At 72.6% G+C, this 16,615-nt stretch carries 9 protein-coding genes, 1 tRNA gene and 1 pseudogene; 6 read left to right on the plus strand and 5 right to left on the minus strand.

Annotation, left to right across the window (positions count from 1 at the left end; all coding sequences use genetic code 11):
- Positions 1-153: 153 nt before the first annotated feature.
- The 4 genes from tmk to PV963_RS25355 all read left to right on the plus strand — a co-directional run bounded on the left by tmk (position 154) and on the right by PV963_RS25355 (position 6,798).
- Positions 154-3,435 (plus strand): dTMP kinase, encoded by a 3,282-nt coding sequence (tmk, locus tag PV963_RS25340; RefSeq protein WP_274818037.1) that lies wholly within the window; start codon positions 154-156, stop codon positions 3,433-3,435.
- Positions 3,436-3,639: 204 nt separating this feature from the next.
- Positions 3,640-4,845 (plus strand): DNA polymerase III subunit delta', encoded by a 1,206-nt coding sequence (locus PV963_RS25345; protein ID WP_274818038.1) that lies wholly within the window; start codon positions 3,640-3,642, stop codon positions 4,843-4,845.
- 134 nt (positions 4,846-4,979) lie between these two features.
- Entirely contained in the window at positions 4,980-6,614 is a 1,635-nt protein-coding gene (locus PV963_RS25350; protein ID WP_274818039.1) for an alpha/beta hydrolase, read from the plus strand.
- Positions 6,615-6,721: 107 nt separating this feature from the next.
- Positions 6,722-6,798: transfer RNA gene (locus tag PV963_RS25355), tRNA-Thr, on the plus strand.
- 300 nt (positions 6,799-7,098) lie between these two features.
- Here PV963_RS25355 and PV963_RS25360 read toward each other — a convergent pair.
- The 4 genes from PV963_RS25360 to PV963_RS25375 form a co-directional block, all read right to left on the minus strand.
- Positions 7,099-7,401 (minus strand): hypothetical protein, encoded by a 303-nt coding sequence (locus PV963_RS25360; protein WP_274818040.1) that lies wholly within the window; start codon positions 7,399-7,401, stop codon positions 7,099-7,101.
- 97 nt (positions 7,402-7,498) lie between these two features.
- Positions 7,499-8,782 carry a hypothetical protein gene (locus PV963_RS25365; RefSeq protein WP_274818041.1) on the minus strand — a complete coding sequence of 428 codons (1,284 nt, stop codon included), beginning with the start codon at positions 8,780-8,782 and terminating at the stop codon, positions 7,499-7,501.
- A gap of 23 nt (positions 8,783-8,805) precedes the next feature.
- Complete coding sequence (locus tag PV963_RS25370; RefSeq protein ID WP_274818042.1) at positions 8,806-10,284, minus strand: PepSY domain-containing protein; 1,479 nt, start codon at positions 10,282-10,284, stop codon at positions 8,806-8,808.
- Positions 10,245-11,462 (minus strand): RNA polymerase sigma factor, encoded by a 1,218-nt coding sequence (locus PV963_RS25375; RefSeq protein ID WP_274818043.1) that lies wholly within the window; start codon positions 11,460-11,462, stop codon positions 10,245-10,247. The genes PV963_RS25370 and PV963_RS25375 overlap by 40 nt, the downstream gene beginning before the upstream one ends.
- Positions 11,463-12,049: 587 nt before the next feature.
- Here PV963_RS25375 and PV963_RS43680 point away from each other — a divergent pair.
- Positions 12,050-13,366: pseudogene (locus PV963_RS43680) on the plus strand (MFS transporter).
- Positions 13,363-15,699, plus strand: coding sequence for a hypothetical protein (locus PV963_RS25390; protein WP_274818046.1), 2,337 nt, complete (start codon positions 13,363-13,365; stop codon positions 15,697-15,699). The pseudogene PV963_RS43680 and the gene PV963_RS25390 overlap by 4 nt, the downstream one beginning before the upstream one ends.
- 54 nt (positions 15,700-15,753) lie before the next feature.
- Here PV963_RS25390 and PV963_RS25395 read toward each other — a convergent pair whose 3' ends face one another.
- Positions 15,754-16,569 carry a PaaX family transcriptional regulator gene (locus tag PV963_RS25395; protein WP_274818047.1) on the minus strand — a complete coding sequence of 272 codons (816 nt, stop codon included), beginning with the start codon at positions 16,567-16,569 and terminating at the stop codon, positions 15,754-15,756.
- Positions 16,570-16,615 lie beyond the last annotated feature (46 nt).

The raw sequence follows: 16,615 nt of genomic DNA on the forward strand, positions 1-16,615 counted from the left end.
CCCTGCGGGACCCGTCCGGTATCCGGACCGCCAAGGTCCGGATCTTCGCCCAGGGTTCGGAAAGCGAACGCCCCGGCAACACTTCGGTGTCGGGGCGTGCGCATGCCAGGCCGGGCATCCCAGGGTGTCGGTGGCTCCCGATAGGCTGAATGCATGACGCGAGCCGAGCATCCAACGGCCTCTCAGCCGGCCCCCGACGACGCCCTGGTCGCGGACTCCCGCGAGCGTGCCGTCCGCGCCCTGCTGCGACGTCCGCAGTTGAAGCGGTTGTGGAGCGCACAGCTCGTGGGCGGCGTGGGCGACACCCTCGCCCTTCTCGTGCTGGTCGTCCTCGCTCTCCAAGCGGCCATCGCCGAGGGCTCGTTCGGGGGCGGCTACCGCGGCGTGGCGTTCGCAGTGGCGACCGTTTTCGGGGTGCGCATCCTGGCGACGCTCCTGTTCGGCGCCGTGCTCCTCGGCCCGCTCACCGCGCTCACCTCCCAGGACGGCCCGCTGGACCGCCGCTGGACCATGGTGGGGGCGGACGGACTGCGCGCGGCGCTGCTCATCGTCGCCCCGCTGTGGATCGACTGGACACCCGAGGACGCGCTGGCCGTCCTCCTCGTCACGGCCTTCGTGACCGGAGTCGCCGAGCGGTTGTGGACGGTGTGCCGCGAGAGCGCGGCCCCCGCGCTGCTGCCGCCCCCGCCGCCGGAAGGCGCGACGGTCCGGCCGCTGCCCGACCACATGGACGCCCTGCGCCGCCTGTCGCTGCGCACCGGCTTCGTCTCGATCCCGCTCGCGGCCGTCGCCCTCGTCGTCGCGGCCCTGTTCAACAACCTGCTGGGTGCCGGCATCGACTGGTTCGCCCAGCACCAGGCGGCCCTCGCCTCCTACGTGGCGGCAGGGCTGTTCGCCGCCTCCCTGTCCGTGCTGACCTTCCTGGAGCTGCCCGGCACGCGCACGCCGCGGGCGCGGTCGCCGCTCGAGGGGCTGCGCCGCCCTAAGACCACCGCCGGCGCCGACAAGGGCCGCACCGGCGTGCTGCCGCTGCTGGTGCTGGCCTGCGCGGCCGTCGCCGCCGCGGTGTCCGCCGCCGTCGCCGTGGCCGTGCTGCACGCCAAGGACCTGGGAGGCGGCCCGGTGCTGTACGGGCTGTTCGTGGGCGCGCTGACCGGCGGTGTCGTCGTCGGTATCCGTACGGCGCCCTCGCTGCTGCCCGCCCTGTCGCGCCGCCGGCTGCTCTCGCTGGCCATCGCCTTCACCGGTGTCGCGCTGCTGGCCGCCGGACTGGTCCCGGACGTCACCAGCGTGCTGCTGATCCTCGCGTTGGCCGGCGTCGGCGCGGGCATGTCCGCCAACATCGGGCACACCCTGCTCGACCAGGAGACCGAGGAGTACCGGCGGCCCCGTACGACGGAGCACCTGCACGCGGTCGTCCGCGTCTGTGTGGCGCTCGGCGCGGTGATCGCCCCGCTGGTGGCGGCGGGGATCGGGCCGCACCGGCTGGAGAGCGGCAAGTTCGTCTTCGCGCACGGCGGCGCGGCCTTCACGCTGATGCTGGCCGGCGCCCTGCTGCTCCCGGTGGCCGCGCTGGTCCTGGCCAAGGTCGACGACCGTTCCGGAGTGCCGCTGCGCCAGGACCTGCGCGACGCGCTGCTCCGCGGCGACGACCCGGAGCAGGCGCCCGCCGCCTCCGGTTTCTTCATCGCCCTGGAGGGCGGCGACGGCGCCGGGAAGTCCACGCAGGCCGAGGCGCTCGCCGAGTGGATCCGCGGCAAGGGCCACGAGGTCGTGCTGACGCGCGAGCCGGGGGCGACGCCGGTGGGCAAGCGGCTGCGGTCGATCCTGCTGGACGTGTCGAGCGAGGGTCTGTCGCACCGCGCGGAGGCGTTGCTGTACGCGGCCGACCGGGCCGAGCACATCGACACCGTCGTACGGCCCGCCCTGGAGCGCGGCGCGGTCGTCATCTCCGACCGGTACATCGACTCGTCCGTGGCCTACCAGGGGGCGGGCCGTGACCTGTCGCCGACCGAGATCGCCCGGATCAACCGCTGGGCCACGAACGGACTCGTGCCGCATCTGACCGTCCTGCTGGACGTCGCGCCGGAGACGGCCCGCGAGCGGTTCACCGAGGCGCCGGACCGGCTGGAGTCGGAGCCGGCCGAGTTCCACGCGCGCGTGCGGTCCGGTTTCCTGACCCTGGCCGCGGCCGACGCCGGGCGGTACCTGGTGGTGGACGCCGGCCAGGAGCCCGAGGCCGTCACGACCGTCATCCGCCACCGGCTCGACCAGGTGCTGCCGCTCTCCGAGGCCGAGATCAAGGCCCAGGAGGAGGCTCGGAAGAAGGCCGAGGAGGAAGCCCGCCGGAAGGCCGAGGAAGAGGCTGCCCGCAAGGCGGAGGAGGAGCGCCTGGAGCGTGAGCGCCAGGAGCAGCTCGCCCGGCTGCGTGCCGAGGAGGAGGAGCGCAAGCGGCGCGAGCTGGAAGAGGCGCAGCGCCGCGAGGCCGAACGGCAGGCGGAGGAGGCCCGGCGCCGGGCCGAGGAAGCGCGCAAGAAGGCCGAGGAGGAGCGGGCACGGCTCCTCGCGGAGGAGAAGGCCCGCGCCGAGGAGGAGGCCCGGCGCAAGGCCGAGGAGGAACGCCGACGCCGGCAGGCCGAGGAAGAGGCCCGGCTGCGTGCCGAGGCCGAGGCGCTCCGCCTGGAGAAGCAGCGCAAGGCCGAGGAGGCCCTGCTGCGCGCCGAGGAGGCACGGCGTCTGGCGGAGGCGGCGGCCGCTGCCGCTGAGGCCGGGCCGAAGAGCTCCGCCCCGCGGGGTGCCTCCGGTCCGACGGCCGCTCAGGAGGCGGCGACGGTGCCCACGCCCGTGGTGAAGCCGGGCGGCGCGGCGGACGACACGACCGTGCTGCGCCCCGTGCGGGACGAGGAGCAGGGCCGGGGCCGGACCGCCGGCGGGTCCGACGCCGAGGTGACGGCCGAGCTGCCCAAGCCGCCGGTTGCGCCGGGTGCGGGGGAGGAGACGGAGGTACTGCCGCCGGTTCGCCCCACCTCCGGTTCCGGGTCCGCGTCCGGTTCCCGATCCGGGGACGAGACCGAGGTGCTGCCCCAGGTGCCCTCCGGGGCGGGCGACGAGACGGCCGTACTGCCTCCGGTCCGGCCGGGGGACGCCGACGAGACGGCCGTGCTGCCGCCCGTACGCGGGGACGAACCGGCGGACCGGATTCCGCCCGGGTACTTCCGTGAGGACGCCCCGGCCCCCCGGCCCGACGGCACCGAGGACCGTACGCGGGAGCTGCCCCAGGTCGACGCCGAGGGCAGGCCCCGCCGGCGGTCCGACTGGGCCGAGGAGACGCCGCTGGACGACCTGCCCTCGCTGGCGGACGAGCTGCTCGGACCGCACGAGGACGAGCCGGACGACGGGCGGGGGCGCCGGGGGAAGGGCGGCAGGGGCCGCTGAGGCCTTCGGCGGTCCGACAGAGGGCCCGGGCCGACGCGGGAGACGGGCCCGAGCCGGCGAGATCAGGTGGCGGCCGGCGAGATCAGGTGGCGGCCGGCGAGATCAGGCGGCGACCCGCGAGATCAGGCGGCGGCAGGCGTTGTCAGTGGTCACCCCCACAATGGATCTCACACCGTGGAACGTGACGAAAGGGCGGCGTGACCCATGACCGTGTGGGACGACCTCGTCGGGCAGGAGAGGGTGAGCGCGCAGCTGGACGCCGCCGCCCGGGACGCCGACGCCCTGGTCACCGCGGCCTCGGCCGACGCTCCCCCGCCCGAGGCGTCGAAGATGACGCACGCGTGGCTGTTCACGGGCCCGCCCGGGGCCGGGCGGAACCAGGCGGCGCGGGCGTTCGCGGCGGCCTTGCAGTGCGTCAGCCCGGACCGGGCCCTCGGCGGCTCCCCGGGCTGCGGCTTCTGCGACGGATGTCACACGGCCCTGGTCGGCACGCACGCCGACGTCACCACCGTCGCCGCGGTCGGCACGCAGATCCTCGCCGACGAGATGCGCGACACCGTCCGCAAGTCGTTCACGTCACCGGCGAACGGCCGCTGGCAGGTCATCCTCGTCGAGGACGCCGAGCGGCTGAACGAGAAGTCGGCCAACGCCGTCCTCAAGGCAGTGGAGGAGCCCGCCCCGCGCACGGTCTGGCTGCTGTGCGCCCCGTCCATCGAGGACGTCCTGCCGACGATCCGCTCCCGCTGCCGCCACCTGAACCTGAGCACGCCGTCGGTCGACGCCGTCGCCGACATGCTCGTACGCCGTGAGGGCATCGAGCCGGACGTCGCCGCCGCGGCGGCCCGCGCGACCCAGGGCCATGTCGACCGGGCCCGCCGCCTGGCCACCGATCCGGCCGCGCGCGAGCGCCGTGCCGCCGTGCTGAGACTGCCGCAGCGGGTGGACGAGATCGGCAGTGCGCTCAAGGCCGCCCAGGAGCTCGTCGACGCGGCCGCCGAGGACGCCAAGCAGCTCGCGGAGGAGACGGACGCCAAGGAGACCGAGGAGCTGAAGGCCGCCCTCGGCGCGGCCCAGGGCGGCCGCATGCCGCGCGGCACAGCGGGCGTGATGAAGGACTTGGAAGACAAGCAGAAGCGCCGCAGAACGCGCACGCAGCGCGACAGCCTCGACGTCGCCCTGACCGACCTCACGGCCTTCTACCGCGACGTCCTCGCCCTCCAGCTCGGCTCCCGCGTGGCCATCGCCAACGCCGACGCCGAGGACGCCCTGGAGCGCCTCGCCCGCAGCAGCTCCCCGGAGTCCACGCTCCGCCGCATCGAGGCGATCGCCGCCTGCCGAGACGCCCTCGACCGGAACGTGGCCCCGCTGCTAGCGGTGGAAGCCATGACGATGGCGCTCAGAGCGGGCTGAACCGGCAGGGCGGCGCCGCGGCGGCACCGCCCGGCAGCGCACACGAGGTGGACGCGGAGTTGACGCCGTAACTCGTACGAGGCACGACACGCACGCAGAGCATTCATTCCGTCGCCCAGAGTTACGCTCGCTGGATGGACACAAGGCGCACTCCACGCTCCGCCTCCCGCCCCGTCTCCCGTTCCGGCGGCCTGCACCGCCGGGCCCGCAGCGGAGTCAGGACCGCGGCCGGCCTCCTCGCCACGGCCGCGCTGCTCCTCTCCGCCTGCTCCTCCGGGAGCTCGACGACGTCCGCCACTGCTGCGGCACAGGAAGCGGCACTGGTCGCGCTGCCGCGGTCCACCCCCGCGGCGCTCACGCCGTACTACGAACAGAAGCCGGCCTGGCGCGGCTGCGGCGTCCCCGGCTTCCAGTGCGCCACGATCAAGGCACCGCTCGACTACGCCGAGCCCACCGGCGCAGACATCCGGCTCGCCGTCACCCGCAAGAAGGCCACGGGCCCGGGGAAGCGGCTGGGCTCGCTGCTCGTGAACCCCGGCGGGCCGGGCGGCTCGGCGATCGGCTACGTCCAGGCGTACGCGGGTATCGGCTACCCGGCCGAGGTCCGCGCCCGCTACGACATGGTGGCGGTCGACCCGCGCGGCGTGGCCCGCAGCGAGCCCGTCGAGTGCCTGGACGGGCCGGAGATGGACACGTACACGCGGACGGACGCCACGCCCGACGACGCCAAGGAGACCGACGGACTGGTCGAGGCGTACCGGACGTTCGCCGAGGGCTGCGGCGCGGACTCGCCCCGGCTGCTGCGCCATGTGTCCACGGTGGAGGCGGCCCGTGACATGGACATCGTGCGTGCGGTGCTCGGCGACGAGAAGCTGAACTTCGTAGGCGCCTCCTACGGCACCTTCCTCGGCGCGACGTACGCAGGGCTCTTCCCGGACCGGACGGGCCGGCTGGTGCTGGACGGCGCGATCGACCCGTCGCTGCCGGCCCGGCGGCTGAACCTCGAACAGACGGCGGGCTTCGAGACGGCGTTCCGGTCGTTCGCGCGGGACTGCGTACGGCACGAGGACTGTCCGCTGGGCGGCGCGGGCACCCCGCCCGATCAGGTCGGCGAGAACCTCAAGGCGTTCTTCGAGAAGCTGGACGCGCGGCCGGCCGCCACCGGCGACCCCGACGGCCGCCGCCTCACCGAGTCGCTCGCCACCACCGGCGTGATCGCGGCCATGTACGACCAGGGCGCCTGGCAGCAGCTGCGCGAGGCGCTGACGTCCGCGATGAAGGAGAACGACGGCTCCGGGCTGCTCGTCCTCTCCGACGGCTACTACGAGCGGGACGCCGACGGCGGCTACAGCAACCTGATGTTCGCCAACGCGGCCGTGAACTGCCTCGACCTGCCGCCCGCCTTCGACACCCCCGACGAGGCGCGCAGGGCGCTCCCCGAGTTCCACAAGGCGTCCCCGGTCTTCGGCGAGGGCCTGGCGTGGGCCGCCCTGAACTGCGCGTACTGGCCGGTGCACGCCACGGGCGAGCCGCACCGCATCGAGGCGAAGGGCGCCGCCCCGATCGTCGTGGTCGGCACCACCCGCGACCCCGCGACCCCGTACCGCTGGGCGCAGGCCCTGGCCGGCCAGCTCTCCTCGGCCCGCCTCCTCACCTACGAGGGCGACGGCCACACGGCGTACGGCCGCGGCAGCTCCTGCGTCGACCGGACGATCAACGCGTACCTCCTGCGCGGCACCCCTCCCACGGACGGGAAGCGCTGCTCGTAACCGCTGCGCCCGGCCCCGGAGGGTCGCCTCCGGGGCTGGTACGGAGCACCCTCGGAAACTGTGTAGACTTACCGTCGTTGCCGATCGCACCATAGTGCGGACAGCGCGCCGCCTTAGCTCAGATGGCCAGAGCAACGCACTCGTAATGCGTAGGTCTCGGGTTCGAATCCCGAAGGCGGCTCCACTGAAGCCCAGCTCAAACCAGGTTTGAGCTGGGCATTTTCGTTCAGCGGATGCGACGGCGGGAACTCCCCGGGATGCACGGGATGGTGGCGTGGCGCAGCCACCCGGAGCCCCGCTACCCCCAGCCCGCCGAGCCACACCAGGCCGAGTCCCACCACGGCGGCTGGAAAGTAAGGGACTTCGCACCGCACCGACTGCTCTGTGCCCACCCCTCCACCATGATCGCCCCTGTCATCGAGGCGCGGACAGGGCGAGGGAGGGGAGGCGGTGAGGGGTTGGGGCGTGAGGGTACCGGCCCGCCCTACAGCACGTCCGCGGCGTGCAGCGCCGCGTAGGCCGGGATGATCAGGGCGCAGGCGAGCCACCAGGAGAACAGGCGGTAGCGGACCAGCAGGCGGAAACCGGCGATGGCGACGGCGCCCCACGCCAGTGACATCAACAGGGAGGGAATCGCGTCCTGGAACCTTTCCGCTGTCGTCCGCTCACCGAACCCCCACCCGGCGAAACTTGCCGCGACTACTGATGCAATCAGGAAGAGGCCCAGAAAGGCCAGTCCCAGCACCCAGCGAATGATCCGTATGGCGACCGTCTGCTGCTCGTTCATGTCGTCTTTCCTGTGGGATGACGGGCCGTGGACAGGCGCGGAACCTTCGGCCGAAGCCGCAGGCCCGCGCCGGTCCGCGGCGCGTACGGCGTTCTTCTCAGCGGGTGTACTGGTACTGGTGTGCCGAGCAGCCGCCCATCCAGCCCGCGAGGCACTTCGGGTCATCCAGTGGGTGATCGAAGACCAGCTTCAGGTAGTAGGTCCCGTCGGAGTACTGGTCGTAACGGTAGAACTGGTGATTCGGCATCTTGTCGTGGGCGCCGTAGATCCAGTGCGAACCGTTCTGATAGAGGTCCTGCTGGTTGTCGTAGCTGATATCGGCGATCCCGGTGCAGTACGGGTTGCCGACATTGTGCTCGATCACCGTGCGGGCATACCGGCCGTCGTTCTGCAGCGGCCGGATGATGAAGCCGTCACCGCCGGCCGTGCGCTGGGAGTCGTAGTAGTACGTGCTCCCCGCCTTCCGATAGCGCTTGGTGGGGCTGATGCCCTTCGAGGTCCAGGTCGAGGCGCTGGTCCAGTAGTGGTTGGACGCGGCCTTGGTGCGGTACTTCCCGGTGTCGTAGCCGGTGCTCCGGCCGTCGCCGGAGAACCAGGGGGCGTTGTCGTCGGCCGACTCGCAGGGGAAGCCGAAGCTCCAGCTCTCCCCCTGCAGATAGCTCATGGGGATGTACGTCTCGTACGTCGTACGGGACGTCGTCAGGGTGCGGACGTTCGCGGGCAGTGTGTCGCCGGGCTGGGCGTCGCTGGGGGTCTGCGATACGTCCGTGGTGGCCGGGGTCACCTCGACGCCGTAGGTGGAGCGGGTGACGGTGTCCGCGGTGACCTCCTCGGCGGGCAGGTCCAGCTCGGCGTCGATCGTGTACTCGGCGGTCTCGCCCAGCGCCGTCTCGGTCCGCAGCTGGACGGCGGCGGTCGTGGTGAGCTTCGTGCCGTCGGCCGTGATCTCGTAGTCGGCCGCGTCCGGCAGGGCGCCCCAGCCGAGGGTGGTGCCGGTGGGGCTGGTGACGGCGGTGAGCGGGGTCAGGCCCGAGGCCGCGTCGGGGACGGTGGCCAGCGTCTTGGCGACCAGGCGCGGGCCCTGCTCGGTCAGCGCGACGACGAGGACGGAGACGGAGGTCGGGGCCTGGACGGGGAGCGTGGCGGCGGTCTGCTCGCCGCGCCAGAGCACCTCGTGTGCCCGGTCGTCGATGACGAGGTAGGCGGTGGCGCCGGAGACGGCGGACCACCTCAGATTGATGCCGTTGTCGGTGACGGAGACGGCCGCCGGGGCCGCGGAGGTGGCGGCCTGCGTCGGCATCGCGCCGCCGAGCAGCAGGCCGGCGGCGAGCACCGGCGCGAGGAGGGAGCGGCGCAGCCGCCGGGCGGGGTGGGATCTCATGATGTCGCTCTACTCACGTTCGTTCAGGCCGTGGTGCGGGAGAGAGCCTCGCCGGTGCGGGCGTCGATCTCGACTCGGTCCGCGTCCGGGACGCGGGCCTCGGACCAGCCAGTCAGGCCACGGTCGAAGGTGACCGTCCAGCGGCTGGCGTTCCAGGTGTCGGCCACCACCGTGGCGGCCGTGGTGCGGTCGCCGGTCAGCTCGCGGGCCGTGGCCTCGGCCTGCTCGGCGGTCACCGGGAAGGCGGCGCTGTCGGCCGTGCCCCGGGCGGCGGAGAAGTAGACGACCGCGCCGGTGCGCTGGTCCAGCTCCACCGTCACCTCACGGGCGGCGTCCCGGCCTTCGGCGACGGTCCGCCAGCGCAGCAGCCGCACCGCGTCGCCCTCGACGTGGCTGACGGTCTCGTCGGTGACCAGCCGCCAGTCCGGGCCGAAGCCGGGGACGTTGGTCTGCGCGAAGTCCTGGGCGGCGGTACGGGCCTCGGCGGCGGAGAGCGTCACCTCGCCCTCGGTCGACGGGGTGCCCACGGCGTCCAGGACGGTGCCGTCCTGCCGCTGCCGGTACTGGACGCCCTGGGCGGTCGTCACATCCGTCAGCTCGACGCCGTCCGGGCCCTCGGTGGTGGTGGACGCGGCGGGGGTGAGCCGGCTGAAGTTGGTGAAGGGGAGGGTGGCGAGCGGCTGGCTGTTCAGCGGCTCACCGTTCCCGGTGGGCTTGAGATGGACGCCGGCCGGGTTGCTGACGGCGCCCCGGATCACGTAGTTGTTCCAGCCCCCGGCGCTGCCCTCCTTGGCCACCAGGTCGGTACGGGCCCGGGACAGCGCGGTGCTGATCGTCACGCCGGTCTTGGCGTGGTAGCCGAAGCGGTCCCAGAAGTAGTTGCCCGAGTAGTTGGTCGAGCTGATCGACGTTCCGGAGGAGGTCGCCGGGAAGTAGACCAGGCCGCTGAAGCTGATGACCGAGTCGACGCCCCGGGACACGGCGGCGTCGTTGAAGTTGCCCCACGAGCCGTTCAGCGAGGTGTAGCAGCCGGCCAGCACCATCAGCCGCATGTCGTCCACCTCGGCGTACGGGAAGTACTCGGAGACGAGGCGGAGGTTGGCGTACGGGCTGACCACGTCGGTGGCCGTACCGGCGGCCAGGATCTCGTCCTTGGGGTCGGTGGGACCCTCGTCGGTCTGGAAGATCCCGGCGTTGGCGTGGCCGAACAGGCCGAGGACGGCGGCCCCGCTGCCGTCGTTGAAGGTGTTCGTCGCGCTGCGGCCGCCGGTGTAGCCGAGGGCGTCGTAGCCCATCGCGGTCGCGGCGCTGGTGAAGCCGGTGACGCTGTAGCGGCTGTCCAGGCCGTCGTTGTAGCGCTGCCCGACGTTCACGCCGGACGCGGCCTGGGACGGGGACGACAGCAGCGTCGCCGACGCCACACCGGCCAGCGCCAGGGCGAGCCCGCCGCGCAGGGCGCGCGTTACGGCGCCGCTGCCCCCTCCGTTTCTGCTTCGAGCCACTGAGTGACCTCTCCTTCGCAACTGCTGCCACTGCTGGTGGCACTGTCAGCTGCTCTACGGGGAGAGGCGGGGCTTGTGTCGCACGGATTCGCGATTTTTTCGCTGCCCTCTTCGACGGCCGGCGGTGGGGTGGTGCCGGTGGCCTCGGCGGCCGCCGCCGAAGCCGCGTCCCCGGCGCCCAGAATGTCCGGCTCCGGCAGGGCGAGCCCCGTGACCTCCGGCAGCCCAGGCGTACCCGGCAACGCCGGACCGGCCACCTCCGGCAGTCCCGGTGCCCCCGGCAGCCCCTGGCCGCCGGGCTCCCCGTGGCCGCCCGGCTCCCCCTGCGTCCCTGGCACCCCCGGGATGCCCGTCCCGTTGTCGCCCGGACCCGGTAGCGCGCCACCGTAGGGCAGCCCCGCACCGGGGTCGCCCGCAGGGGTGGCCGCACCCTTCGGCGCCTCCGCCTCCAGGACCGTTTGTGCGACCGGGCTGCCCGGCACCGGGCGCCCCGGACCGCTCCCCGGCGCGGGGTCGGCCGCACCCGGGGCGAGCAGGGTCAGCCCGGCGAGCGTCAGCGTCACGGCGGCCGTCACCAGCGGCGCCGCTCCGGCCGGTACGCCACCGCCCACCCCGGTCGAGCGGCTGCCCCGCCACGGCCACAGCAGGAGGGCCAGGGTCCCGGCCAGCACGCCGCGCAGCGTCTTGCGGGCGCGGGCCAGCAGTGACTGAACCGCCTGGTAGCTGAGCCCCATCCGCTGTGCGATCTGCCCCAGCTCCAGGCCCTGTGCCTGCAGCCCGAGCGCCTCGGCCTGCCGCCCGGGCAGTTCCTCCCGGCCACGCCGGGTGAGCCAGTGCGCCTCGGCCCGGTCGCACACCCGGTCCTCGACGGTGACGTACCCGGGCAGCCCCCGCGCCGCCCGCCGGTGTACCTCCGCCTCCCGGACGACCTGACGGTGCCGGTCGACGCACAGCCGCATCGTCACCGTGGTCAGCCAGCCGCCGAGCCGTTGGTCGTCCAGCTCCGGCCGTTCCATGGCCCGCACCATCGCCTCGTGCACGGCGTCCTCGGCGTCCTCCGGGCTGGCCGACCGCCGCCGGGCCACCCGCAGCAGCGCCTCCCGGTGCCCCCAGATCCGCTGCCACCGCTCGGCCCGCTCCCGTTCCCCCGCCGCCCCCGCCTCGCCGTACGTGCTCACCGGCCCCCCTCCCTTCCGCCGCGCGTCGGCAGCGACCGTCCGTACTTCCGCACGGAACCTAACCAACCCGAAGTCGATCAGAAGGGGTGGGGCCCGGTGGGCGTCCTCCGGATGGCGGGCGGGGCAGCGCTTGCCTCCAGTCCGCCGCCGACCGGCTCGTGCACCGACATTCAACGCATCGGCCGCATTGAACGGGAGGTCGTCGCCGCGGCATCCGGCTGACGCCGCCGTACCCGCCCTACCACCGGTGGCACGGCCAACTCGCGGCCGGCCGGTTCTCACCCGAGCCGGAGAACCGGCCGCTGTTCCTTCTCAGGGGCCCGCTGTGGGCCGCCCTGCGCCGGGAGGCCGGTCGGACGGCCGGGGCTCTCCGGTGTTCCGGCTGTCGCGATCACCGGCCCCGCCGCCGACATGAGGGTCACTTGGGCTTTGGTCGTCGCGGGATTGCATCTTGAGATCTCGGCTTGCTGTCCAGAGTATGCGTCGAATCCGATTCTTTATGTTTCGACTCATTGACGTCCGTGTTGAATGTGACACACACTGCTCGGCGTCTCAGCCGATTCATGGCGGACGCAAAGGAGCCAGCGATGAGACCCCAACCCACCCGCAACCCCCGGCGCCCGGAGCTTTTGGTGACCGGCCTGTGCTTCGCGGTGATCGTGTTCGACGGATACGACCTGATCGTCTACGGCGCCAGCGTGCCGGCGCTGCTGCAGTACGAGCCCTGGGGGCTGACCCCGGCGATGGCCGGTGTCATCGGAAGCTACGCCCTCGTGGGCATGCTGGTCGGCGCGCTGCTCGCCGGCGCGCTGACCGATGTGGTCGGCCGCCGCCGGGTCATGCTGACCGGCGTCGGCTGGTTCTCGGCCGCGATGATGGGGTGTGCGCTCGCGCCCGACGCGACCTGGTTCGGCATTTTTCGGCTGCTCGCCGGGCTCGGGCTCGGCGGCGTGATGCCGACCGCCGTGGCGCTCACGGCCGAGTACTCCGACCCGAGCCGCCGCAGCTTCAACAACGCGCTGATGTTCTCCGGCTACTCCGTGGGCGGCATCCTCGCCGCGGTGCTGGCCATGGCGCTGCTGCCGGTGTAGGGCTTCCGGTTCCTGTTCGGTCTCGGTGCCGTTCCGCTGCTGATCCTGCCGCTGCTGGTGCGCCACGTGCCGGAATCGCTGGTGTTCCTGGTCGCGAAGGGGCGTCTTGAGGAGGCCGAGCGGACCGCGGCGCGCCTCGGCGTGCCCGTGCCGGAGGCCCCTCCCGCCACGGCCGGGCCGCGGCCCAAGCGGGGCCCGGCCGCCCTGTTCACCCGGCGCTACGCGCTGCCCGCCGTGCTGTTCGCGGTGGTGAGCTTCTTCGGCCTGCTGCTGGTGTACGGCCTGAACACCTGGCTCCCGCAGATCATGCGGTCCGCGGGCTACCCCCTGTCCAGCTCCCTGCTGTTCCTGCTGGTGATGAATCTCGGCGCGGTCATCGGCTCGGTGCTGTTCTCGCCGCTGGGTGACCGGTTCGGCATGAAGCCGATCACCCTGCTGTCCTTCCTGGCGGCCGCCGCCTCGATGTCCCTGCTCAGCATCGCCACCGCGGCGCCGCTGATGTATCTCCTCGTCGCCATCGCGGGTTTCGGCACCATCGGCGCCCAGATCCTGGTCCTCGGCTACGTCGCTCAGCACTTCCCGGTGGAGGTCCGGGCCACGGCGCTCGGCTGGACCCTCGGCATCGGGCGCTTCGGTGCCATCACGGGACCGCTGTTCGGCGGTCTGCTGCTGGACTCCAAGGTCAGCATCGAGTGGAACTTCTACGCCTTCGCCATCCCCGCCGCGCTCGCCACGGCCGTCGTGCTCCTGCTGCCGGGCAAGGCCACGCAGGCCTCCGAGCAGGCGGCCCAGGTGGAGGTCCGTACCGCATGAGCACGTTGTCGAGGTCGCTGACCGTCGCCGCCGTGGCCCTCGCCACGGTGATGGCCGGAGCACCGGCCGCCACGGCCGCGGAGGACACGTCGCAGGCGCGGGCCTGGCCCGGCCCGCAGATCCTCGACGAGCCCGAGGCAAAGGCGCCCCAGCTGGAGAACACCGGGATCTGGAAGGCCGATCCGACCCGCGTCTGCATGTCCAGCGCGTACCGCGAGGGCGAGTTCCTCTACCAGGGCTGCCTCTGGGACGACCACGGCGCCGGTCCCGACTACGAATGGCCGGTCAACACCCTGCTGAGGACCTACACCTACCCGACCGACCCTGCCTACCGTTCCAACGCCGCCGACCTGGTCGAGCTGCGGGCCAAGTCCCTCCAGGACGCCACGGCCTTCCGCATCACGTACAACACGATGACCGACCCGGGCCTGGTGGCCACCACCATCGCCCTCGGCGACTCGGACCAGCCGCTGCCCGCCCCGCACGGCGCGAACACCGTGATGCCGGCCCAGGTCTTCGTGACCGTGCACGGCACGACAGCCGACGTCGTGGGCGCCGCCGACGGGCGGGAGCTGGGCAGTGCCCCGGTGACCGTCGACAAGGAGCGGCGCCAGGTCGAGGTGCGGGTGCCGCACTCGGCGTACGACCCCACGGGCCACCGTGACGTGCGTATCGCCGCGGCAACCGGCCTGTGGGACAAGGAGAACGGCAAGTACCTCGTCCCGCAGGCGACCGCCGACGGGGACCGTCCGGGCGGCGCCCCGTCCGGCCTGACCAACCCCTCGGCCTTCTTCGACGTCGCCTTCCGCTACGACGAGCCGATGGACAGCGCCTGGCGGGACCGTCAGCAGAAGGCCGCGCTGCTGCAGAAGGACATCAGCCGCTTCCACGCGGACATCGACTTCACCAAGCTCGCCGCGGGCACCGACGACGACATGACCGACCAGCGGGGCGGAGTGCCGACCCACGGCTACATCCAGCGCATCTTCCCCAGCCACTTCGAGCTGGCACAGAGCCGCCGCCAGCCGGGCGACCCGGGCGCCCCGCCCGCCGGCACCTTCACCCAGCAGGGCGGACTGAACCTCACCGACGACTCCGAGCTCAGCGGCCAGTTCGGCTGGGCCTGCCGCGAGGACTGCGTCCCCGACCTGGCGGGCCGCCTCCAGCGGTACCTGATCTACGTACCGGACATCGCGGCCCCGGCGCGGGGCTATGCCTCCCTCACCTGGACGCCCGGCTACGCGCTCACCCCGAACGACCAGGTGAACGGCGAGAAGGACCTGTTCCACATGGTCGGCGACCGTCCCGACGCACCGACGGCGGTGATCGCCGTCGACGGACGCGGCAACGACAACTGGTTCTACGGGCAGAGCGGGGCGAGCGTCTTCGAGGCGATCGCCGACGCGGGACGCCACTACAAGCTCGACCCGACGCGGCGCGTCATGAGCGGCTTCTCCAGCGGCGGCTACGGCGCCAACAAGCTGGCGCTGCAGTTCCCGGAGGTCTTCAGCAAGGCGTTCGTCTGCGACGGCCTCGACCGGGCGCCCTCCTTCCCGGGCCTCAACGGCGTCGGCGACACGCTCCCGGTGGACACCATCACCCAGCACGAGCCGGGCTCCAAGCTCACCCCGCTGCTGCCCTCCCGGCGCAACCAGCCGGTGATGGAGTGGGCGGGCGCCAACGACGACTTCATCCCGTACCTCATCACCCGCGAGAGGGCCGACGCCTACGCCAGGAGCGACTTCTACGACTACGAGTTCATCAGCTGGGCCGGTGTGGCGGGCGAGCACATGGAGATGTGCAACAGCGGGCTGTGGGACGTCCTGACGGACTGGCTCGGCGACGGCTCCGGTGTCTCGGCTCCGGCGCATGTGACGTACGTGCGCAATCCACTGATGGACGACGCACGGTTCGGCCTGGTCGGCGACCGCGCCTACTGGCTGTCCGGCATCGCCACCCGCGGCACGGACGGCTCGCTCGGCACGATCGACGTCCTCTCCAAGGGCTTCGGGGTGAGCGACACGACCGCGCAGGCCAAGCAGACGACCGTCGGCGCGACGGAGGGCACCACCTCGCCGGTCAACCCCTACCTGCGGGAGTACCGGCACCTGCCCACCCCGCCGGCCGCCTCGAAGGCGAACGAGCTGGTGATCGACGCCAGGAACATCGGCGCCGTCACCATCGACCCGCAGCGGGCCGAGGTCGACTGCGGGGCGAAGCTGCGCGTGGTGAGCGACGGGCCGGTCAAGGTCACGCTCGCGGGCTGCGGCTCGCGGACGTTCGGCGGGGGGACGACCGCCGTCGGCTCCCTGCTGGGGTCCCTGATTCCGTAAAGCCGTAAGGTCGTAAGACCAGAAGCCGGGCCCGTACGACGTACGGGCCCGGCACTATTTCTGTGGCACCGGGCGGGACCCGGCCACCTCGTCGTAGAAGGACTCGGCCGCCGGACCCAGCAGTTCGTGGGCCTCCAGGAACATCTCGTGCGCCTCGTGGCCCACCCAGCCCGCCGGGAGGAGTTCGGTCGGCAGGTCGGGGTCGCGGAAGGGGAACTTGCGGTAGTCGTACGTCAGTTGCATGCGCTCGACCATCGCCTCCTCGGGGCTGAGATGCCCGGCCCGGTAGGACGCCATCCGGCCGCGGTAGGTGCGCAGCAGCTCCCGGTAGTCCTCGTTGAGGGTGGCCAGGTCCCAGCAGCGGGCGGCCATCTCGCGGTCGACGGGGAGGCCCGACGACTGGCAGCGCAGGGTGTCCAGGCGTACGGCGGGCTCGTCGGCGAACTTCTCCCTCACCTGCCGTATGCGGTCGTGCGGGGAAACGTACGTGGAGGGGGCCAGGGGGCCGAAGCCCAGCCAGGCCAGCTCCTTGCGGATGCGGTCGCGTACGCCCCGCTCGGTCTCGGGGACCGAGTAGATGACCATGTACCAGTGGCGGTCCCAGTCGGACGGGGCCGGGTCGAAGATGCGTGAGCGGCCCTCGTCGAGCAGCTGGAGACTGCGCGTGTTGAGCGTGTAGAGCGTCTCTCTGCCCTCGCGCCGGACGTCGAACCAGCCCTCCTTGCGCAGGCGTGCGAGCACCACGCGCACCGTGCTGTCGCCGACGCCGAAGCAGCCCATCAGCGTGCTGAGGGTGCGCAGCCGGGCGGCGCCTCCGCGGTAGCGGACGTAGTCGCCGAACAGGTCGAAGACGATCGATCGAGGTTTCACGGAAACCGACTATGTCATACGGACGGCCGTTGCGGAGGTGCATCGC

The sequence above is a fragment of the Streptomyces coeruleorubidus genome (assembly GCF_028885415.1).
GTDB lineage: Bacteria > Actinomycetota > Actinomycetes > Streptomycetales > Streptomycetaceae > Streptomyces > Streptomyces coeruleorubidus_A.

Excerpts from the sequence above, each read along its gene's own strand:
- PV963_RS25345 (WP_274818038.1), top strand. The coding sequence starts at position 3,640 with ATGACCGTGTGGGACGACCTCGTCGGGCAGGAGAGGGTGAGCGCGCAG.
- PV963_RS25365 (WP_274818041.1), bottom strand. The coding sequence starts at position 8,782 with ATGAGATCCCACCCCGCCCGGCGGCTGCGCCGCTCCCTCCTCGCGCCG.
- tmk (WP_274818037.1), top strand. The coding sequence starts at position 154 with ATGACGCGAGCCGAGCATCCAACGGCCTCTCAGCCGGCCCCCGACGAC.
- PV963_RS25360 (WP_274818040.1), bottom strand. The coding sequence starts at position 7,401 with ATGAACGAGCAGCAGACGGTCGCCATACGGATCATTCGCTGGGTGCTG.
- PV963_RS25350 (WP_274818039.1), top strand. The coding sequence starts at position 4,980 with ATGGACACAAGGCGCACTCCACGCTCCGCCTCCCGCCCCGTCTCCCGT.
- PV963_RS25390 (WP_274818046.1), top strand. The coding sequence starts at position 13,363 with ATGAGCACGTTGTCGAGGTCGCTGACCGTCGCCGCCGTGGCCCTCGCC.